Origin of the sequence: Streptomyces sp. yr375 (assembly GCF_900110755.1) — a bacterium.
Classification (GTDB): domain Bacteria; phylum Actinomycetota; class Actinomycetes; order Streptomycetales; family Streptomycetaceae; genus Streptomyces.
The window spans coordinates 307,508-326,849 of record NZ_FOFF01000002.1; the positions used below are offsets into that span (position 1 = coordinate 307,508).

The 19,342-nt window shown below is 71.3% G+C and carries 19 protein-coding genes and 1 pseudogene; 18 read left to right on the forward strand and 2 right to left on the reverse strand.

Annotated features, from left to right (window positions below; all coding sequences use genetic code 11):
- Positions 1-25 precede the first annotated feature (25 nt).
- The 15 genes from BMZ82_RS03875 (at position 26) to BMZ82_RS03940 (ending at position 14,811) form a co-directional block, all read left to right on the forward strand.
- Positions 26-712: an RraA family protein gene (locus BMZ82_RS03875; RefSeq protein ID WP_093771624.1), complete on the forward strand. Its 687-nt coding sequence runs from the start codon at positions 26-28 to the stop codon at positions 710-712.
- Positions 709-1,776, forward strand: coding sequence for a D-2-hydroxyacid dehydrogenase (locus tag BMZ82_RS03880; RefSeq protein ID WP_093771626.1), 1,068 nt, complete (start codon positions 709-711; stop codon positions 1,774-1,776). The genes BMZ82_RS03875 and BMZ82_RS03880 overlap by 4 nt, the downstream gene beginning before the upstream one ends.
- Positions 1,777-1,844: 68 nt before the next feature.
- The gene (locus tag BMZ82_RS03885; protein ID WP_093771628.1) at positions 1,845-2,615 is read left to right on the forward strand and encodes an SDR family oxidoreductase; all 771 of its coding nucleotides are present in this window, start codon (positions 1,845-1,847) and stop codon (positions 2,613-2,615) included.
- 28 nt (positions 2,616-2,643) lie between these two features.
- A complete protein-coding gene (locus tag BMZ82_RS03890) occupies positions 2,644-3,702 on the forward strand; it encodes a zinc-binding dehydrogenase (protein WP_093771630.1) in 1,059 nt (352 codons plus the stop codon).
- 94 nt (positions 3,703-3,796) lie between these two features.
- Complete coding sequence (gndA, locus tag BMZ82_RS03895) at positions 3,797-5,254, forward strand: NADP-dependent phosphogluconate dehydrogenase (protein WP_093771632.1); 1,458 nt, start codon at positions 3,797-3,799, stop codon at positions 5,252-5,254.
- A 94-nt stretch (positions 5,255-5,348) separates the two neighbouring features.
- Complete coding sequence (locus tag BMZ82_RS41510) at positions 5,349-5,639, forward strand: Crp/Fnr family transcriptional regulator (protein WP_256251742.1); 291 nt, start codon at positions 5,349-5,351, stop codon at positions 5,637-5,639.
- A complete protein-coding gene (locus tag BMZ82_RS41515; protein ID WP_256251743.1) occupies positions 5,636-6,004 on the forward strand; it encodes a Crp/Fnr family transcriptional regulator in 369 nt (122 codons plus the stop codon). The genes BMZ82_RS41510 and BMZ82_RS41515 overlap by 4 nt, the downstream gene beginning before the upstream one ends.
- Positions 6,005-6,155: 151 nt before the next feature.
- A complete protein-coding gene (locus BMZ82_RS03905; protein ID WP_093771634.1) occupies positions 6,156-7,097 on the forward strand; it encodes a hypothetical protein in 942 nt (313 codons plus the stop codon).
- Positions 7,094-9,292 carry a hypothetical protein gene (locus tag BMZ82_RS03910; RefSeq protein ID WP_256251744.1) on the forward strand — a complete coding sequence of 733 codons (2,199 nt, stop codon included), beginning with the start codon at positions 7,094-7,096 and terminating at the stop codon, positions 9,290-9,292. Before BMZ82_RS03905 ends, BMZ82_RS03910 begins: the two co-directional genes overlap by 4 nt.
- A complete protein-coding gene (locus BMZ82_RS03915; protein WP_093771636.1) occupies positions 9,289-10,173 on the forward strand; it encodes a hypothetical protein in 885 nt (294 codons plus the stop codon). Before BMZ82_RS03910 ends, BMZ82_RS03915 begins: the two co-directional genes overlap by 4 nt.
- Before the next feature lie 175 nt (positions 10,174-10,348).
- The gene (locus BMZ82_RS03920; RefSeq protein WP_093771638.1) at positions 10,349-10,525 is read left to right on the forward strand and encodes an S-type pyocin domain-containing protein; all 177 of its coding nucleotides are present in this window, start codon (positions 10,349-10,351) and stop codon (positions 10,523-10,525) included.
- Positions 10,515-12,644 (forward strand): hypothetical protein, encoded by a 2,130-nt coding sequence (locus BMZ82_RS40550; protein ID WP_107487635.1) that lies wholly within the window; start codon positions 10,515-10,517, stop codon positions 12,642-12,644. Before BMZ82_RS03920 ends, BMZ82_RS40550 begins: the two co-directional genes overlap by 11 nt.
- A gap of 57 nt (positions 12,645-12,701) precedes the next feature.
- The gene (locus BMZ82_RS03930; protein WP_093771640.1) at positions 12,702-13,415 is read left to right on the forward strand and encodes a hypothetical protein; all 714 of its coding nucleotides are present in this window, start codon (positions 12,702-12,704) and stop codon (positions 13,413-13,415) included.
- Positions 13,412-13,684, forward strand: a complete 273-nt coding sequence (locus tag BMZ82_RS03935) for a MerR family transcriptional regulator (protein ID WP_093771642.1) — start codon at positions 13,412-13,414, stop codon at positions 13,682-13,684. Before BMZ82_RS03930 ends, BMZ82_RS03935 begins: the two co-directional genes overlap by 4 nt.
- A gap of 77 nt (positions 13,685-13,761) precedes the next feature.
- On the forward strand, positions 13,762-14,811 hold the full coding sequence (locus tag BMZ82_RS03940; RefSeq protein ID WP_093771644.1) for a ferritin family protein: 1,050 nt from the start codon (positions 13,762-13,764) through the stop codon (positions 14,809-14,811).
- A 55-nt stretch (positions 14,812-14,866) separates the two neighbouring features.
- Here the strand turns inward: BMZ82_RS03940 and BMZ82_RS03945 are convergent.
- Positions 14,867-15,840, reverse strand: a pseudogene (locus BMZ82_RS03945) (alpha/beta hydrolase).
- Between the two features lie 180 nt (positions 15,841-16,020).
- Between BMZ82_RS03945 and BMZ82_RS03950 the strand changes: the two are divergent.
- Entirely contained in the window at positions 16,021-16,947 is a 927-nt protein-coding gene (locus tag BMZ82_RS03950; RefSeq protein ID WP_093771646.1) for a helix-turn-helix domain-containing protein, read from the forward strand.
- Here BMZ82_RS03950 and BMZ82_RS03955 read toward each other — a convergent pair.
- The gene (locus tag BMZ82_RS03955) at positions 16,841-17,890 is read right to left on the reverse strand and encodes a helix-turn-helix domain-containing protein (protein WP_177244362.1); all 1,050 of its coding nucleotides are present in this window, start codon (positions 17,888-17,890) and stop codon (positions 16,841-16,843) included. The two genes, BMZ82_RS03950 and BMZ82_RS03955, sit on opposite strands and share 107 nt — an antisense overlap.
- Before the next feature lie 237 nt (positions 17,891-18,127).
- Here BMZ82_RS03955 and BMZ82_RS03960 point away from each other — a divergent pair, with 237 nt between their 5' ends.
- Positions 18,128-19,162: an SGNH/GDSL hydrolase family protein gene (locus BMZ82_RS03960; RefSeq protein WP_093771650.1), complete on the forward strand. Its 1,035-nt coding sequence runs from the start codon at positions 18,128-18,130 to the stop codon at positions 19,160-19,162.
- 41 nt (positions 19,163-19,203) lie between these two features.
- Positions 19,204-19,329, forward strand: a complete 126-nt coding sequence (locus tag BMZ82_RS41520; RefSeq protein ID WP_256251745.1) for a hypothetical protein — start codon at positions 19,204-19,206, stop codon at positions 19,327-19,329.
- The last annotated feature ends 13 nt before the right edge of the window (positions 19,330-19,342 follow it).

Below are 19,342 nucleotides of genomic sequence, written 5' to 3' on the forward strand. Positions count from 1 at the left end.
GGGACCCACCCCCAGGGAGACCGCCATGACCCAGGCCAACGCGCACGACGATGTGCAGGACGGCGTACCGCACTACGTGCAGGACAACGTGCGTGTGAACACCTCGTGGGAACGCGTCGACGAGGCGCTGCTCGACCGGTTCCGCGCCCACTCCGTCGCCAACCTCGGTGACGCCCTCGACCGGCTGAACATCGTCGACGGCGGCATCTCGGCGGTCTGGAACGGCGCCCGCGCCGTCGGCAGGGCGCTCCCCGTGCTCACCGTCGCGGGCGACAACAAGGCCGTGATCGCCGCGCTCGACCACATCCGCCCCGGCGACATCCTCGTCATCAACGCGTTCGGCTACGACGGCCGCGCGATCGTCGGCGACAACCTCGCCCAGCGGTTCGCGGTGTACGGCGCGGTCGGCGCGGTCGTCGACGGATACGTCCGCGACGCCGCGATCATCGAGCAGCTCGGCGTGCCGGTCTTCGCCCGTGGGCTCACCCCGGCGGGGCCGTTCAAGAACGGCCCGGGCACGATCGGCGAGGCCGTCGCCATCGGCGGCGTCGTGGTGAACCCCGGCGACATCGTCGCCGCCGACGGGGACGGCGTCATCGTCATCCCGCCGCACCGCGCCGAGGAGGCGCTCAAGGCCGTCGAGGAGATCGTCGCCCGCGAGGCGGCGCTCGACGCCGAGGTCGAGGCGCTGCGGAACAAGGCCGCCCGATGACCGGGCACGGTCCGGTGCCCGAGCGCCTCCGCGTCGCCGTCGCCGCACCGCTGTCCGAGGAGAACTGCGCGCGCATCCGGGAGCTGGAACCGCGCATCGACCTCGTCGTCGACCACTCCGTCCTCCCGCCGATGCGCTGGCCCGCCGACTTCTCGGGCGACCCGGCCTGGCAGCGCACCCCCCGCCAACAGCGCGTCTACGAAGCCGCCCTCGACTCGGCCGACGCCCTGTACGGCATCCCCGACGTCGACCCGGCCGCCCTCGCACGCGCCGTCCGGGCCAACCCCCGCCTGCGCTGGGTGCACACCATGGCCGCCGGCGGAGGCGGCCAGGTCAAGGCCGCCGGGCTGAGCGCCGACGAACTCGACCGGGTCCTCTTCACCACCTCCGCCGGAGTGCACGGCCGTCCGCTCGCCGAGTTCGCCGTCTTCGGCGTCCTCGCGGCGGCCAAGGACCTGCCCCGCCTGACCCGCCAGCAGCGCGACCACGAGTGGAGCGGCCGCTGGACGATGGGCCAGGTGAGCCGGCAGACCGTGCTGGTGCTCGGCCTCGGCGGGATCGGCCGGCAGGTCGCCGCCGCGCTGCACGCGCTGGGCGCGACGGTCATCGGCACGAGCCGCAGGGACGTCGACGTCCCCGGCGTCGCCACCGTGATCCACCCCGACCGCATCACCGAGGTGGCCGCCACCGTGGACGCGGTCGTGAACACGCTCCCCGGCACCGAGGCGACCGAACACCTCCTGGGCAAGCGGTTCTTCGACGCCGTACGCTCCGGCACGGCCCTCGTCAACGTCGGCCGCGGCACCGTCGTCGACGAGGCGGCCCTCCTCGAAGCCCTGGACTCGGGCCGGATCGGCTTCGCCGCGCTGGACGTCTTCGAGACCGAACCGCTGCCCGCCCACAGCCCGCTCTGGGACCACGAGCGCGTGCTCGTGAGCCCGCACACCGCCGCGCTCGACGCCGCGGAGGACCGCCGCATCGCCGAACTCTTCGCCGCCAACGCCACCCGGCTCCTCGACGGACAGCGCCCGCTCAACCGCGTGAACACCGTCGAGTTCTACTGACCGGCGCCGTCGGTTCCCCCGCCCCTGCCCCTGCCCCGACTCCCCTGACCAGGAAGACAGTTACGCACATGACGTCCCCCTTCGACCTCACCGGCAAAGTCGCCCTGGTCACCGGATCGAGCCGGGGCATCGGACTCGGCATCGCCGCGGGACTCGCCGACGCCGGGGCCACCCTGGTGCTCAACGGCATCGACCCGGACCGCCTCGAAGCGACCCGCACGGCGCTCGCCGCCCGGTTCGGCGAGGAACGCGTCGCGGCCCGCGCCTTCGACATCGTCGACGAGGACGCCGTGGCGGAGGCCGTCGCGTCGATCGAGTCCGAGGTCGGCCCCCTCGACATCCTGGTGAACAACGCCGGCGTCCAGCACCGCGAACCCCTCGTCGACGTCAGCCTCGACGACTGGCGGCGCGTCGTCGACACCGACCTCACCGGCGCCTTCGTCGTGGGCCGCCATGTCGCCCGCCGGATGCTGCCGCGCCGCACCGGCAAGATCATCAACATCTGCTCGGTCCAGACCGACCTGGCCCGCCCGACCATCGGCCCCTACACGGCGGCCAAGGGCGCCCTGCGCAACCTCACCCGGGCCATGACGGCGGAATGGGCGGGCGACGGACTGCAGATCAACGGCATCGCGCCCGGATACATCCACACCGAGATGACGCAGAAGCTCGTGGACGACGACGAGTTCAACGCCTGGATCCTCGGCCGCACCCCCGCCCGGCGCTGGGGGACGGTGACCGACGTCGTCGGCCCCACGGTGTGGCTCGCGTCCAGCGCGTCCGACTACGTCAACGGCCAGATCATCTTCGTCGACGGCGGCATGACGGTCGTCGTCTGAGAGCCGCCCCGCGAGATTGGGAACACCCATGTCCTCCAGCAGCACCCCCGACGCCACCCCCGAGGCCACCATCGCGGTCGTCGCCCACGGCGCCGACGACCTCCGCGTCGAGCGGATCGCCGTACGCCCGCCCGGGCCCGGCGAGGCGGTCGTCGCCGTCGCCTACGGCGGCATCTGCGGCTCGGACCTGCACTACTGGCGGCACGGCGCCGTGGGGCAGTCCGTGCTGCGGGCGCCGATGGTCCTCGGGCACGAGGTGGTCGGCACCGTCGTACGGGCGGCGGCCGACGGCACCGGACCGGCCGCGGGCACCCGCGTCGCGGTCCACCCGGCGACGCACGAGGACACCGACGCCCGCTACCCGCACGACCGGCCGAACCTCTCCCCGGGGGTGCGCTACCTCGGCTCGGCCGCCCGGTTCCCGCACACCGAGGGCGCGTTCGCCCGCGAGATCGTGCTGCCGTCGGCGATGCTGCGCGCCCTGCCCGCGGGACTCGACCTGCGCCTCGCCGCCCTGGCCGAGCCGGCCGCCGTCGCCTGGCACGCCGTGGCGCAGGCGGGCGACCTGCGGGGCAAGCGGGTCCTGGTCGTCGGCAGCGGGCCCATCGGCGCGCTCGCCGTCGCGGTGGCCGCGCGCGCCGGGGCCGCCGAGATCGTGGCCGTCGACCTGCACGCGAAGCCGCTCGAGATCGCCACCGCCGTCGGCGCGACGCGCACGCTGCACGCCGGTGACGCCGAAGGCATCGCCGCCGTGGACGCCGACGTGGTGATCGAGTCCTCCGGCAACCACCGCGGTCTCGCCTCCGCCCTCGCCGGCGCCACCCGGGGCGGCACGGTGGTCATGGTCGGTCTCCTGCCCAACGGCGACCAGCCCGTGCCGATCGCGCACGCCATCACCCGGGAACTGCGCATGGTCGGCTCGTTCCGGTTCAACGACGAGATCGACCACGTCATCGCGGCGCTGGCCGACGGGAGCCTGGCCGTCGGACCGGTCGTCACCCACACCTTCGAACTCGACGACGCACTGAAGGCCTTCACCGTCGCCGCCGATGCCTCGGTCTCGGGCAAAGTACTCCTCACGTTCTGATACAGAGTGACTGACACAGACTGCCCAACCAACCGTTTAACCAAGTGTCAGAGTGACTGACCGACTGACTGATCTGATCGAAAGAGGCCCCCGGATGAGCACCAGCGCAGTGGCGAACATCGGCGTCGTCGGGCTGGCGGTGATGGGATCGAACCTGGCACGCAACCTCGCCTCCCGCGAGGGCAACACCGTCGCCGTCTACAACCGCACCCATGCCCGTACCGAAGAACTCGTCGACGCCCACCCCGAGGCGGGCTTCGTGGCCGCCTCGTCGATCGACGAGTTCGTCGCGTCGCTGGCCAGGCCGCGTACCGCGATCATCATGGTGCAGGCGGGAGCGGGCACGGACGCGGTCATCGACCAGCTCGCCGAGCGGTTCGAGCCCGGCGACATCATCGTCGACGGCGGCAACGCGAACTTCCAGGACACCATCGCCCGCGAGCAGCGGATGGCACCCACCGGCATCCACTTCGCGGGCGTCGGCATCTCCGGCGGCGAGGAGGGCGCCCTCAACGGCCCGTCGATCATGCCGGGCGGCTCGGCGGAGTCCTACGAGACCCTCGGGCCGATCCTCGCGTCGATCGCCGCGGTCGCCGAGGGCGAACCCTGCGTCACACACGTGGGCACCGACGGCGCCGGCCACTTCGTCAAGATGATCCACAACGGCATCGAGTACGCCGACATGCAGTTGATCGGCGAGGCCTACGACCTGCTGCGGACGGTGGGCGGGCTCCAGCCGCAGGCCATCGCCGACACCTTCGCCGACTGGAACAAGGGCCCGCTCGAGTCGTACCTGATCGAGATCACCGCGGAGATCCTGCGCCAGGTGGACGCCGCGACCGGACAGCCGTTCGTGGACGTCGTACTGGACCAGGCAGGCTCCAAGGGCACCGGCGTGTGGACCGTGCAGAACGCCCTCGACCTCGGCATCCCGGTCGGCGGCATCGCCGAAGCGGTGTTCGCCCGCGCCGTCTCCTCGAAGCCCGCGCAGCGCGCGGCGGTCCGACGGCTCGTCACGTCCCGCCCGGACGTACAGAAGGTGGACTCCGCGTCCGGCTTCGCGGAGGACGTGGCCAAGGCCCTCTACGCCTCGAAGGTCGTCGCCTACGCGCAGGGCTTCGACGCGATCATCGCCGGAGCCGAGAAGTACGGCTGGAACATCCACAAGGACGCCATCGCCAAGATCTGGCGCGGCGGCTGCATCATCCGCGCCCGCTTCCTCAACCGCATCGCCGAGGCGTACACCGAGAACCCGGACATCGCGACGCTGCTCGAAGCCCCGTACTTCGCGCAGGCCGTCGCCGAGGGCGAGGCCGCCTGGCGGCGCATCGTCGCCACCGCCGCGCTCTCCGGGGTGCCGGTCCCGGGCTTCAGCTCCGCACTGAGCTACTACGACTCGCTGGCCGCCGAGCGGCTCCCCGCAGCGCTCATCCAGGGGCAGCGCGACTTCTTCGGCGCCCACACCTACCGCCGCACCGACAAGGAGGGCACCTTCCACACCCTGTGGTCCGGCGACCGCACCGAGACCGAGACCGAGGGCTCCAGCCACTGACCGAACCGTTCGGTTCCGGCCGCATCATCTGACCGCGAGTACGGGATATCGCATTCCGTACTCGCCCGGTCACCCGTTCGCCTAGCGTGATCGCATGAGCGAAGATCATGTCTTCTCGGTGCGGACCCTCCGGGATCTGGTGTCGGACGAGGCGTGGGCAGGGCTGACCCGGCACCGGCCCAGAACCTACCCGGCGGACAAGACCCTGTTACGGCAGGGCGACGCGGGCACCCATGTGCTGGCCCTGATCAGCGGAATGGTGAAGGTGGTCCGCACGGACCGCGACGGGCGGCAGCGGCTGCTCGCCTTCCGCGGCCGGGGGAGATCCTGGGCGAGATGGCGCTCCAGCACGGCGGAGAGCGCCTGGCTGATGTGCAGACCATGAGCGAATGCAAAGCATCGCTCATTCTCGCCGAGGACTTCCGCCACTTCGTACGCGACCACCAGTTGGCCGATCCCCTTGCCACGCTGGCCTCCAGCCGACTGCTGGAGCAGACCCGCATCTACGACGGCTCCGTGTGCGAACGACTGGCCATGGCGCTGCTCCGCCTGGTCGAGGTCTCCGGCGACGTGCACTCCTTCTCCCTCACCAGGGAGGAGCTGGCCCAGCACATCGGAGTGGGCCGCAACTCCGTCACCAAGGCCCTGACCCAGCTCGGTCCGGGTCTGGTGCGCGCCGGGAAGGACCGCATCGAGGTGACCGGCGTCGACGGGTTGAGGAAGACGCTCGCCGCCGCCACCCGCGCCTGAGCGCCGTGGCCCACGTCACACTCCGTCCGCACTCGCGAAGCGGACCGTCCACGCCCCCGCTGTGAAGCTCGAGTGGCACGACCACCCCGAACACCCGCGTCCCCGCCCGGCCCTGCGACGGGCCGGGCGGGGCCTCACGGAGGAGCGACACATGCGCGAGCACATCGGCGACCTGCCCCAGGAGAGTTCCGGTCCCAACACCCGGAGTCGTCCGCTGCCCCCTTATCGGGGCATCCTGGCCGTGGATGCCAAGGGCTTCACGGGGCACCCCGCCATCGAGCACGAGATCATCAGCCGTGCCGTCCCGCGACTCCTCGAAACCGCCCTGGTGCGGGCGGAGTTGCGGGAGCTCTGGAACGACCGCAGGTTCCCCGCCTCGACCGGCGACGGCTACGTCTTCGGGTTCGACCCCACCCTGATGCCCTTCGTGATCCATCCCCTGCTGCTCACGCTCCAGGACGTGCTGACCGACTACAACGTGCTGTCCCACGGCGCGGTCCCCATCAGGCTCCGGGTCAGCCTGCACATCGGCCCGCTGCCGGACACCGGCGACGAGTTCGGCGGGAACGGGACGGCGCGCAACGACACGCACCGGCTGCTCGACTCCGTCCCCGTCAAAGCCGTCCTCGCCTCGCACAAGGAGAACATCACGCACGTGGCGGCCATCCTCTCGGACCGCTGCTACGAGGACGCCGTCGCCGGCGGCTACACCGGGCGCCACCTCGACCACTTCGTGCAGGTGGCCGCGACCGTGGACGGCAAGCCCTTCGCCCAACGGGCCTGGATCTACGTACCCCAGCCGTCCGGGCCACTGTACGAAGAGGCGCTGACCGACGGCGGCAGCACGGCCGAGGCGGCGGTACGGGAAGGTGCCGACGAGGACGCCCGTCCGCCGAAGAAGGCCAAGCCGCAGGGGAGCCGGGTGAAGAACAGCGCGCCCAACGGAAACATCAACACGGGTACGGTGCACGGCGGTCAGAGCGTGGGCAACTACCACGTCGCCGGGGACCACGTCGAGGGAAACAAGGCCGGTCGCGTCCGCGGCTTCCAGGGCGACCAGGTCCGCGGCGACAAGAACCAGGGCCGATCGTGACCACGGACGAAACACCGGACGAAGCGCCGGACGAGACACCGGACGAAGGGCCGACGTCCGAGGGCCGGTCCGAGGACGAGTCGTCGCGCGCCGAACCGGAGCACGACGTGTCCGAGTTGTTCGCCGCCCTCGGCGGAGCGACGGGCAGACTGGGAGCGCCGATCGTCTACGCCCCGGGCGGAAACATCAACGCGGGCTCCGTCCACGGCGGCCAACGGGTGCAGAACAACCAGAACAACCGGAACAACCCGACGGACGAGCGGCGGACACGTCGTGCGGCGAGGGTGCACGAGGGGCCGGTCCCGGAGGCGGAGGTGCGGGCCGCCGCCTTCGGGTTCGCGGAACCCGCATGGTTCCCGGACGCCCTCGCGGAGCTGCGACGAGGGCTGCTCTTCCTCGCCGGACGCCCGGGATCGGGCCGCCGCACCGCGGCACTCAACCTCCTGCGCGAGCGCTGCGGGAAGGACGCCCCGCTGCGCGCCCTGGACAGCGTCACCGAACTCGACCGGTGGCAGCCCGCCGACACCTCGGCGCGCGGCTACCTCGTGGACGGCCTCTTCCCGTCCCGCCCGCTCGGACCCGGCGTGCTCGGCCATGTGCGTTCCCTGCTGGACGAGGCCGAGGCGTGCATGGTGATCGTCCTGCCCGACGACACGGCCCTGCTGCGCCGCCTCGAACAAGACCTCCATGTCCGCCCCGTCATGTGCGAACCGCCGCCGCCGTCCGCGGTGTTCGGCAGCCGCTTCGCGGCGGAGGTACCGGACCAGCGCGAGCGGGAGCGCCTGCTGACGGCACTGAAAGGCCCCCTGCTGGGGGAACTCCTGGTCCCCGAACTGGTGCCGGCCGAAGTCGTCGAGCTGGTGACGGCCATCGTCGAGGCCGACGGCGACGCGACGGCGCTCGGCGACCTCCGGGCCCGGCTGAGCTACCGGGCCGAGCGCGAAGTCCCGGAACTCATAGGCAAGTTGCGCGACGACCCCGACGCCCTGGCCTTCCTGCTGGCCGCGTGCGTCTTCGAGCGGCTGGACCACCGGATCGTGAGGGAGGAGGCCGACCGGCTCCTCGAACTCTCCGAGGGGCGCCTGACGGCGGTGTTACCGGCGACGGACTCCCAGGGCACCCGCAACGAGCGACAGCCCAACCCGGACTTCGTCTTCCGGCGCCCCCTGACGGAACTGCTGCACGCCGTCCGGGCCTCCCGGCAGCCGCGTCAGATCCGTACCGACGGGGCCTACGCGCACAGCGTGGAAACGGTCGCCTTCGTCAGGCACCGGCAGGCCGAAACCGTCCTCAGACATGTCTGGCGGGAGTACGGCCAACTGTCGGAGCTGCTCGTCAAGTGGCTGCGCGAGGTGAACCGCGACAGCGAACTGACGCAACCGGTGGGCCGGGTCATGGGCATGGCGACGAGTTGGGGAGGCGGACGCCGGGCACTGCGCCACGTTCAGGCCCTGGCCGAGTCCGAGCGCACCACCAGCCGCCTCATCGCGGCGCACGCCCTGGGCATCGCCGCCGAGGACCCCGTGCTGGTCGCGGAGGTGCGCTACCGCCTCCAGCGCTGGAGCCTGGCGGTCAGCCCCCATCTGAGGACCACGGTGGCGTACGCGTGCGGTGCGGAGTTCGGGCTGTCGCGCACCGATGTGGCGCTGGGTCTGCTCCACACCCTCATCCGTGGCGTGCGGACGGGCGACGGACACGACGAGGGGGAAGTCCGGGTCGGCATGGCGGTGCGCGTGGCGATCCTGAGCCTGTTCCAGGCGGGCAACGAGGAGGCGGTGTTCGGCCGTCTGTGGGAGTGGCTGACCGCCGACGAGTCGGACCCGGAGCAACTGCTCGTCCTGTTCGCCCAGTTGCTCCAGTCGCCGGCCCCGCAGTGGTTCCAGCGACAGCTTGCCGACGAGACCGCTCAGGGGCGGCTGATCATCGACGTCATTCGCCGGGCGTTGAATGCGGACGGTTCGTTCGACATGACCTGCGCGGCATTGTTGCGGTGGGCGGATTGGGGCCGGTGGGACGAAACCCTGGCCCGGGCCGTGGAACATCTTTTCGCCGCATTGGCACGCTCCATGCGACACGGTGAGTTCCGGCTGTTCGTGGAAATGAGCGAAAGAGACACCGAAGGCTGGGCGGGGCACGACCTCGCCCGGAATTCCATCGACCGATGGCGCAATGGAGTGCAGGGGGAGGCGGCGTGAGCGACGAATCGGCCGAGCGGCTCTACGTCCGGACGGTCAGACCGCCCTGGCGGGAAATCATCAGTCACCGCTGGTCCGCCGCGAGGGACTGGTCCCTCGTGCTCAGAGACACCGAGGGCGCCTATTTCGTACTGGGCCACCGTGGAGATCCCGACGACACGGGCGCTCATCTGCCGGTGCCGGACGAGGCCGCGGCGCCCGCCACGGGCGGCAGCTACACCGACGTCTTCCGCGTGGACGTCACCGAGCACGTGGACACCCGGGCCATCGGACTTCCCACCGTGTACGGCACCGAATCGGTGGACCTGTGGGTGGCGTGGTGGGTGCACGATCCGGTGCGCGTCGTGCGCACGAGAACAGTGCACGGCTGGCACGTCGTCCGCACCCGTCTCACCGCCGTCCTGCGCGACTTGGCCGAGGCCCAGACGGTGGCGGGCAACGGGCTCGGCGCCCCGGAGATCATGCAGCACCTGGGCATACCGCAGCGCGTCGAGGAAACGGGCCTGAGCTACCGGGTGTTCGACGTACGGCTCCGGGAAACCGGCGAGGAACTCCTCCTCGGCCAGCAGGAGAACGAGGGGGTCCGCTACTCCTGGACGACCAGCCGGCGCGGCGAATACGAGTTCTGCCTCCAGGCGCTGCACGCCGGACCGGTGTCCTTGGCGGCGCTCTGGCTGCTCCGGCACCCCGATCAGGTGCGCCAGGTGCTGGACTGGTCGGTGGACCATCAGGACCTGCTCAGCCCGCCGCGCTCCGACTGGCAGGAAGAACTCGCCGTCCTGCTCGGAACGTTGACCGACCAGGAACGTAAGGAAATCTCCTACATTCTGCGCGACCGCATCTCCGCGCTGGGCCGCCAGGTTCCCGGCATGTCCAACTGAAACTCGAACAAGCCGAGTAACTCTCATAGCTGGACGGGCGCGTTGCCTTCGGGCGGCGTGCCCGTCTTCCTTATGTGAGCAGCGCGCTGCACTGCCCAGCATATGTGACTGCGGTCACTTTCCGTGTGCACTCCGGGAGCAGACGGGTGGGCGGGGATGCGCGAATCTCGACGACATGAGAGAAGAGGAATTCGAGGAGCCGGATAACGCCGAAGAGCCGGAAGTCCAGCCCGCCATGGTGCTGAACGCCGAGCGCGGAATCATCAATACCGGCACCGTCCACGGCGGCCAGCACATCACGTCCATCGACTTCTCCGGCCATCTCGCCGACGGAGTTGACGGTGAAATCTGAGGCGTCCGAGGCGTTCCAGGCCGGTGATATCGACGCTCTCGTCGCGGCCCTGGCCGCAGGGCGGGAGACGGTGGTCGTCGCGCCGAACGGCACGGTCAACACCGGTGTGGTGACGGGAGATCAGCGCCAGATCGTGTCCACCATGGCGGCGGCCGGCAGCCCTGCCGCGGGACCGATGCGTCAGGGCCCCGTACGGGCCAAGGACCTGAAGGCGGCACGGCGTCGCTTCGTGCCGCCGCCCGGTTTCGAGGGCGCGCTCGCGGCACTCGACGCCGGCGTCTCCGTACTCGTCGGCGCACCGGGGACCGGCCGCGAGACACATGCCCTCAATCTGTTGGCGCACGGCAGTGAGGATCCCGTGCTGGTCCAGGTGGACGGCGCGGTCGACCTCACCCGGTGGGGGCCGCGACCGCAGGGCGTGCACGGCTACCTGGTGATGGAGCCCCCGGATCCGTTCGAACTCCGCCCCTGGGACCTGTCCCGGCTGGAAGCCCCCTTGGCGGAGGCGGGCGCCCGCCTCCTCATCGTGCTGGCGGACGCCCCCGGCCTGGCCACCGCCCTGGCCGACCACCTCGGCACCCCGGTCCTGCGGCACCAGCCACCCGACCCACGGAAGGTCTTCGCCGCCCACCTCGCGGACGTCTGCCCCGACGACGACGTGCGCGCCCGGTTGCTGCGCTCCCTGGGATCGGGCTTCCTGGACCAGTTGCTGCCCGCCGAACTGCCGCCCCGCCATGCCGCACAGGCGGCGGAAACCGTGGCCCGGCTGGGCGCCGCTGACGGTGCCTCCCATGACGTCACCTGCGCCGAGGTGCTACACGCCCTGGCCCGGGCAGAGGCCCCGGAACTCATGGCCAGGGCGCAGCAAGACCCCGCACTCCTCGCCCACCTGCTCTCGCTCAGTGTCTACGGCGGCCTGGACCACGGCGTCGTAGCGGAGCGGGCGGCGGACCTGCTGGGGCTGGGGCTGGCAGGCTCCGGCCGGGAACGGGAACGGGAACGGGAACGGGAACGGGAGCGGGAACGGGAGCGGGAGCGGGAACCGGCAGCGCTGAGCCTGCGCGGCGCGCCTCGTCAACGCCCCCGGTCCGTAACCCTGCCCGCAACCCTGCGCGCCCTCGGTGCGCACCGCACACCGCAGGCAGGGACGGGGACGGGTGCCCCGGACGACGACACGGTGTCGTTCTTCTGGCCGGCCGTGGGCGATGCCGTGTGGGACGTCGTATGCCGTGAACACACCGACCTGCTGCCCTTGTTGCACGTGTGGCTCGCCGGGACCGGAGACGAACCGGACCAGATCGAACGGGCCGGGCGGGCGGTCGCCGCCCTGGCCGTGGGAACCGGTGGCAGGACCCTGGACCTCCTGCGCCACCTGCCGCTGACCGCGTGGCCGCCGGCCGTCGAGGTGGCCGCCCGCTGCCTGGGCACGGCTGCCCGGGATCCGGCCACGGCGGCCAGGGCGGCGGAGCTGCTCGACGAGTGGAGCGTCGCGCCCGAGGCGGCCCTGCGCAAGGCGGTGGCGCACGCCTGCCGCGCGGACTACGGCGAGTCCACGGTCGGCCGGGCCCTGGAGCTGATGTTCCGGATCATGGCGACCCTTGGCCACCACCAGGACGACGCGGACGACGTGACGGTCGCCGCCACCGTCGCGGTGGTGCTGCTCCAGCGGTTCGCGGCGGGCGACGCCCCGGCCAGGGGAACCATCCTGGGCGAGCTGCGGGACTGGGCCGAGTTCGACGGCGTACCAGGCCTGGTCGCGGCCCTCACCTTTCCCGACATGGCGGGGACGGACCTCGCCTGGTGCGGCAGCCAGGTGCTCGCCGGTGCCGAGACCGCCTCGCGCATGGTCGAGCTGACCGGCCACGCGCTGAACGAGTCGGCCGCCTACCCGTCCATGCGCGACGTCCTCCTCGACTGGTGTTGCGGGGCGGACGGCACGCAGCAGCCGGATTTGGCCCTGACGCAACTCCTCGCAGGCCTGGCAGAAGCCCGGCACCCCGGCTTCCTCCGCTGGCTCCTGGCCGTCGACCGCGGCCCGGACGCCATGCCCGGCAAGGAACTGGCAGTGCGGCTCCTGACCGCATGGCGCGGCAAGCCCCCACCCCCGAACACGAACTGACGGACTCACGGACTGACGGACTGTCGGACTGTCGGACCGATCGATCAGGAGGAACCGATGCCACTTCCCCCTCACCCCGGACTCTTCACCGCCGTGGAGCGTCAATGCGCGGGCCGAAACCCGACACCCGAGCTACGACTCGTCGACGGATCAGCCGGATCAGCCGGATCAGCCGGATCGGACGACGTTCCCATCACGCTGGAGCAGGCCCGCCAGATGCTGTACGACCGCTCCGCCGCCCCGGCCGCGCGCACCGCCCTCTGGCACCAGATCGCGGAACGGGGCCGCCTCGGCGCCGACGGGTCCGACTGGCCGTCGGCAGTCGTGTGGTTGGGGCTGCCCGGGCTCCGCCGTACCGCGTTCAGGATCACCAACTACTGCCGGGCGGAACGCGTGGACGTCGAGGCCGAACTCGTCACGTGCTACCTCGAAGCGCTGGCGGAGGTCGAGGCCGACACCGCCGACCCCGGCGGCCAGGTGCTGCGTACGGCCTGTTCACGGGCCTGGACCGTATGGCGCAAAACCCGCCCCGAGCATGCCGTGGAGGACGTGGAAGGCGTGGGAGGCGTCGCCGCCCCCGTGCCCGGACCGTCGGCCGGGCTCTCGGCCGGTCTGCGGATCACCGTCCCCGCGCACCGCGTCGAAGGCGTACGGATCGGCGCGCTGGCCCAGGCCTGGGGCCTGGCCGACACGGCCACCGACGGCCGGCACCAGCGCCGGGGCCGCCAGGTGGGCGCGATCTCCCTGCGCCGGACCGGGAGGAACGGATGACCGACCGCGACGAGACAGCGCTCACCTTCCGCGAGATCTTCGACCTGCCGGTCAGCGTGGATCTGCGGACGGCGGCCAGGGCGTTCGGCATGTGCCGGGGCACCGCCTACCGGCTCGTCGCCCGCGAACTCTTCCCCTGCGAGACGGTCCGGGTCGGCGGACGCCACCGGGTACGCACCGTGGACCTGCTGCGCGCGCTGGGCATCGAGGAGCGCCCCGTCTTCGCAGATGAGATCGCCGACGGAGTGGCGCTCACCCTCTTCGACTGACCTCGACGCACCTCCACCGACAAGACACACCACACCACACCACACCGCACCCACGAACATCTCCGAAGGAGCCTGCCATGCCCACTTGCCTCGCCATCGGCGCGACGACCGTCGCCGGGCCGCATCGGTCCCCGGCCCGGTCGACGCTCTTCTACGAGGACGTCATGCGCCCCACCTGTGAACAGCTCGGCCTCACCCTGCTCCGGGCGGACGAGCTGACGGGCGCCGGTCTGCCCGCGGACCAGTTGCTGCGCCTGGTCGTCGACGTGGACGTCGTCGTCGCCGAACTCGGCGGCTCCGACGAGGAGTTGACCTTCGGGCTCGGCATGCGCCACGCACTCGGCCGGTGCACCGTCCACGTCACCGAGGGCTCTGCCACCCCGCCGGGGGCGGGCCGGATTCCCCTCGTCGAGCTGCCGTCCCACCCCGTCGGCGCGGTCACGGCACGGCAGCAGCTCACGGCCCTCCTGAACGACGCCTTCAGCGCGGCGACCCCGGTGACACCCATGCCCCCCATGGCCGGCATGGCTGCCGTGACTCCGTCCCCCGACCCGGCTGCCGAACCCGACCCGGACGCCCCCGGTCTGTTCGACCTGGTCGTCGAGGCCGAAGCGCAACTGGAGGCCATGTCGGGTGACATGGCGGACGTGGAGTCCGCCTTGACGGATCTCGGGGCGATGCTGGAGCTCCTCACCGAGGACATGGTGCGGGTCAGTCATCCCGGTGCCTCGATGAGCATGAAGCTGGCGGTGGTCAACCGTCTGGCCAAAGCCATCGACGGTCCGGCCGGCGACCTCGAAGCCGCGGCCGAACGCTTCGCCGAGCGCATGCGGGCGGGCGTCATCGCGTTCGGGGCGTTCCTGGAATGGGCGGCGAACACCCCGCGCGGCGAATGGTCGGACGGAGTCGCGGAGACCCTGGACCACCTGGCCGAGATCTCCGCGGACATCCAGACCGCGGCGGCCGACTTCCAGGAGGTGATGGCACTGGTCAACCTCTTCGGCACGTCCAGCCGCCAACTGCGCGGACCCGCCCGGCGGATCGGTGCGTCCTTCCAGACCATCTTCCGCAGCGTGGCCGTACTGGGGGAGTGGCACGGCACCGCCGTGAAACTCAAGCAGACCTGACCCACCCGCATCCAGAACACCAGCAACACCAGGTACATCAGCAACACCAGGTACATCAGGAACAGCGCGCCGCCAGGGCCACCCGGGGAGACTCCGGGCGGCCCTGGCGGCCCTGGTGGCCGAGCTGTGCGGCGAAGAAGCCGGTCAGCTTCTCCACCACGGGGCCGACGTACTGCTCCTTGTCGTAGAGGTCGACATGGCTCGCCCCTCGACCCAGTGCAGCTCCTTGGGGCCGACCGCTCGCTGAAACGCCTCGATGCTCATCCACGAAGTCACCGCACGGGTTCCGACGACCATCAGCAGCGGGCGCCGGCCGATGAGCGGGATGAGGGCGAAGGCGTCGAAGGCGGCCATCCTGTCGATGCCGGTCCAGTCGAAGAACGACGCCGAGCGCGGGTGCTGGGCGCGCGGGGTGCGGTAGTACGCGAAACCCTCGCCGCCGTGCTCGCCGCCCAGCGCACGGGCCTCCTCGATCGACTCGGGGAACAGGGTGAGCGCCTGCGGTGTCTCGCCGCGGGCCGTGGCGGTGCGGGCGCTGGCCGCCGCGTCCAGCATGCCCTGGAACACCGCCGGGTCCTGGGTGCCCTCGGCCCCGAGGCGGAACTGGCGGGCGATGTCCACCGCGCTCACCGTGGCGACGGCCTTGATCCGGTGGTCGCCGCCCGTGGCGGGCAGGACGTAGCCGCCGGAGGCACAGATGCCGAGCGCGCCGATCCGGTCGGCGTCCACCCCGGGGCGGGTGGTGAGGTAGGAGACGGCGGCCTTGAGGTCCTCTACGCGGTGGGCCGGGTCCTCCAGGCCACGCGGGGTGCCCCCGCTCTCGCCCTGGTAGGCGGCGTCGAAGGCGAGGGTGACGAAACCCCGCTCGGCGAGCCGGCTCGCGTACAGCCCGGCCGTCTGTTCCTTGACCCCGCTGCCCGGGTGGCCGACGACGACCGCCGGACGCGTGCCCGCGCCGGCGGACGGCGGGGTGTACAGATGGCCGGCGAGGGTGATGCCGGCGCTGTCGAAAGTGACGTCCGTTCGCATCGCGAAGAGCTCCGTTGCGCAGTCGGGGCGGAACCCACCGCGAGAGGGGTTCCGGCCGGGCACCGTGCCACGGCGTGCTCCCACCGTCGCCCCGCTCCCGTACGGGCAAAAGAGCCACCATCCTGCCCGGGAAGAAACCTGCCCCCTCAGCAGGCACGGGACAGCGCCCACAATGGATGCATGACTCCGCCTTCCGAGCCCGGCGCGCTCGGCGCGTTCCTCAAGGCTCGCCGGGCCCGGCTGACCCCCCGCGCAGTCGGTCTGCCCGAAACCGACGGCCCTCGCAAAGTCGCGGGGCTGCGCCGCGAGGAGGTCGCCCACCTCGCCGCGATCAGCGTCGACTACTACACCCGACTGGAGCAGGGCCGGGTCCAGGCCTCGGCAGCCGTGCTTGCCACCCTCGCCCGTGCGCTGCGCCTCGACGACGACCAGCAGACCTACCTCTACGAGATCGCGGGCAAGACCGACGCGAGACCGCGTCGCCGACGGGCCGCCCAGCGCGTACGGCCGGCCGCCCGCCGACTCCTCGACCAGCTCACCGAGACCCCCGTCCTCGTGCTCGGCACCCGCATGGACATCCTGGCCTGGAACCACGCCGCCACCGCGCTCTACACCGACTTCGCCGGCGTCCCCGCCGCCCGCCGCAACTACGTGCACCTGCTGTTCACCGACCGCGCGTTGCGCGCCCTGCACGTCGAGTGGGAACACGACGCCCGTGACGCGGTCGCCGCCCTCCGCATGGAAGCGGCCAAGGACCCCGACGACCCTGCCCTCACCCGACTCGTGGGCGAACTCTCCGTACAGGACGCCGACTTCCGCACCTGGTGGGCCGAACACCGCGTCAACTCCGCCGGCCACGGCACCAAGCGCTACCGGCACTCCGCCGTCGGGGACCTCACCCTCGACTGCGACATCTGGGACAGCCCCGACGGCTCAGGCCAACGCCTCATGGTCCTCACCGCGGAACCCGGCTCGACATCGCACGACGCGCTGCGCTTCCTCAGCTCCTGGGCACCCGCCGGCCGACCATGGCCCGCTCCGGTACGCGGTGGGAGTGCAGGAGATACCCGAGATGCAGCCGGTTCCGCGCCCCCAGCCTCCGCATGATGTCCGAGATGTGACGCTGGCAGGTCCGCAACGACATCCCCAGCCGACGGGCGATGACCTTGTCCTCCAGCCCCTCCGTCAGCAGATGGGCGATCGTCGTCTTGATGTCGTCCAGGGCCTGGTCGACGGTCACCGGGTCGTACCTCGGCCGGAACGGGACGGCTGTCGTCCACGCCCGCTCGAACACCGTCCGCATGACGTCGACCACGTGCGGATCCCGGACGACCAACGCGCCGCACCGGTCGTCGCGCAGCGCGGTCACCGCCACCTTGCCGTCGAACAGGAGCAGCTTCATGAACCCGTCGCCCTGGGTGCGGACTTCGGCTCCCCGCTGGCTGACGTGCTGAACGAACTCCGTGGTCACCGGGCTGAACCGTGCGGTGTGCTGGTAGAGGGTCCGCAGCCGGACGCCCCGGTCCAGTAACTCGTCGGTGCGCGCCAGCGATTCCTCGAGCGCCTCGGCGGGTCGCGCTCCGCCGGGCTGCGAAGTGATCACCTCCTCGGTGGCCTCGGCCGCGAGCCGCGTGAGCGTCTGACGGACCGACGGAAGATCCCGTACGACCTCCAACGGGCTCGTCCTGGCTCCGTGCAGCGTCGCGTTCTCGTAGACCTGCGCGAGTTCGGAGTACACCTCGCGGACGGCGTCCATCTCACGCTGACGCCGGTTCAGCTCCCTGACGATCGGCCAGACGAGCTGCACCCTGGCGCAGTCGGGCGGGACGGCCCGCAGCGTGCCCTTCTCCCACGAGGACGCGCACAGCAGCCTGAGCGCCATCAGCTTGCCGACCGCCCGGTCCAGCGACTCGGCGGACAGCCGGGTCCGCGCCCGCACTTCGTGGGTCGAGACGCCGTCGGGGACCTCGGCAAGGAACCGGTAGACGACCCGGGTCTCCTCGTCCAGGACAGGCCATTCCCCCGTGGCATGAAGGCCGGATACCTCCACGTGCACACCCCCGTGTGTCTGAGCCGCGCGCCATACCCCCAGAAAGCGGCTCGAATACCCAATCACTCCCACTTTAGACGGAGTTGACGATCCCCGTGCGGTTCGTACGACTTCCCCTCGCGACCCCCGACGCATCCGCGCCAGACGCAGACACGACACCCCGGGTGTGTGTACGCGCCCCCTGTCGGCACGCACGCTCAATACGGTGCCGTTCCCTGAAGACCCGGAGCTTCCGTCGTGAACGCAAGGCGTAGCGCACTGACCCCGCAGATGGCCCAGTACGACGACTTCGTCGACCGCGCGGAGACCCGCTGGGTGCCCTACCTGATGTACTTCCACCGCGCTGACTACCGATCCGAGGTCGTGAACACGGACCGCCTCGGGTTCCGTGTCTCGCACGGCGCGACCGGCACCGCCTCCGTCGTCGACGCACCCGCCGAGGGCACGGTCAACGTACTGGCGGGCAGCTCCACCGCGTTCGGCGTGGGCGCCACCCGCGACGCCGCCTCGATCCCATCCCGCCTGTGGACCCGGTACGCGCCGTCCGCCCCCTGGCTGAACCTCGGCGCCCGCGGCTACTGCTCCACCCAGGAGACGATGCTCTACCTGCTGCACCGCGAGATGCTGCCTCCGGTCGACCGGATCGTCATCCTCTCCGGGCTGAACAACCTCGCGCTGGCCGGTCTGCCCCGCGCCCTGCAAGGCGACTACGGGGCCTTCTTCTTCTCCGGCGAGTACTACCAGCAGATGGAGGAGCTGCGCTCGCGCCACCGCAAGGCCAGGCGCACCGGCCGGTTCGGGCTCGGGGAGCGCAGGACCGCCGCGCCGCAGGCACCCTCCGACGAGACGCCGGTGACGCTCGACGAACGCCTGGCGACCGCCGTCGAGCGCACGGCGCTCGACCTGGAGCGGTTCAAAGTGCTCGCCGGCACATCCGGCACCCGCGTCTCCTTCGCTCTCCAGCCGCTCGCCACCTGGGTACGCGAGACACCCGCCCGCGAGGAGGCTGCACTCTTCGCCGAACTGGACCGGAAGGAGTCGGCGTTCTGGCGGCTCTTCGGGGAGATCGCCCCCGCCGAGGTCGGACGCCGTTACGCCGACGGCATCGCGCAGGCGTGCGCCAAGCACGACGTGGCGTTCCTGGATCTCAACCCGCTCGTGGCGGCCGCCGCGGATCCCCGGCAGTGGCTGTTCGTGGACCGCGCGCACTTCACCGACGAGGGCTACGACCTGGTCGCCGGCCTCCTGGCCACCGGCCTGGACCTGACCTGACCCCGCGCACCCGCACCCGCCGCTTCCGAAGGGAGCCACTCATGGCACTGCTGCACAGACTGCTCGGATTCCTCAAGCGCACGTGCAAACCCAAGTACAGGTCCAAGTACAGGTCCAAGCGCAGGTCCAAGTCCAAGGACGACGCCTCCATCTACCCGATGTTCTGACACCCCGGAACCA

What these genes read in the sequence shown, in the direction of transcription:
- BMZ82_RS03890 (WP_093771630.1), top strand. Translation starts at nt 2,644, where the DNA reads ATGTCCTCCAGCAGCACCCCCGACGCCACCCCCGAGGCCACCATCGCG.
- BMZ82_RS41520 (WP_256251745.1), top strand. Translation starts at nt 19,204, where the DNA reads ATGGCACTGCTGCACAGACTGCTCGGATTCCTCAAGCGCACGTGCAAA.
- BMZ82_RS03940 (WP_093771644.1), top strand. Translation starts at nt 13,762, where the DNA reads ATGCCCACTTGCCTCGCCATCGGCGCGACGACCGTCGCCGGGCCGCAT.
- BMZ82_RS03920 (WP_093771638.1), top strand. Translation starts at nt 10,349, where the DNA reads ATGAGAGAAGAGGAATTCGAGGAGCCGGATAACGCCGAAGAGCCGGAA.
- BMZ82_RS03935 (WP_093771642.1), top strand. Translation starts at nt 13,412, where the DNA reads ATGACCGACCGCGACGAGACAGCGCTCACCTTCCGCGAGATCTTCGAC.
- BMZ82_RS03880 (WP_093771626.1), top strand. Translation starts at nt 709, where the DNA reads ATGACCGGGCACGGTCCGGTGCCCGAGCGCCTCCGCGTCGCCGTCGCC.
- BMZ82_RS03950 (WP_093771646.1), top strand. Translation starts at nt 16,021, where the DNA reads ATGACTCCGCCTTCCGAGCCCGGCGCGCTCGGCGCGTTCCTCAAGGCT.
- BMZ82_RS41515 (WP_256251743.1), top strand. Translation starts at nt 5,636, where the DNA reads ATGAGCGAATGCAAAGCATCGCTCATTCTCGCCGAGGACTTCCGCCAC.
- BMZ82_RS03930 (WP_093771640.1), top strand. Translation starts at nt 12,702, where the DNA reads ATGCCACTTCCCCCTCACCCCGGACTCTTCACCGCCGTGGAGCGTCAA.
- BMZ82_RS03905 (WP_093771634.1), top strand. Translation starts at nt 6,156, where the DNA reads ATGCGCGAGCACATCGGCGACCTGCCCCAGGAGAGTTCCGGTCCCAAC.
- BMZ82_RS03875 (WP_093771624.1), top strand. Translation starts at nt 26, where the DNA reads ATGACCCAGGCCAACGCGCACGACGATGTGCAGGACGGCGTACCGCAC.
- gndA (WP_093771632.1), top strand. Translation starts at nt 3,797, where the DNA reads ATGAGCACCAGCGCAGTGGCGAACATCGGCGTCGTCGGGCTGGCGGTG.
- BMZ82_RS41510 (WP_256251742.1), top strand. Translation starts at nt 5,349, where the DNA reads ATGAGCGAAGATCATGTCTTCTCGGTGCGGACCCTCCGGGATCTGGTG.
- BMZ82_RS03885 (WP_093771628.1), top strand. Translation starts at nt 1,845, where the DNA reads ATGACGTCCCCCTTCGACCTCACCGGCAAAGTCGCCCTGGTCACCGGA.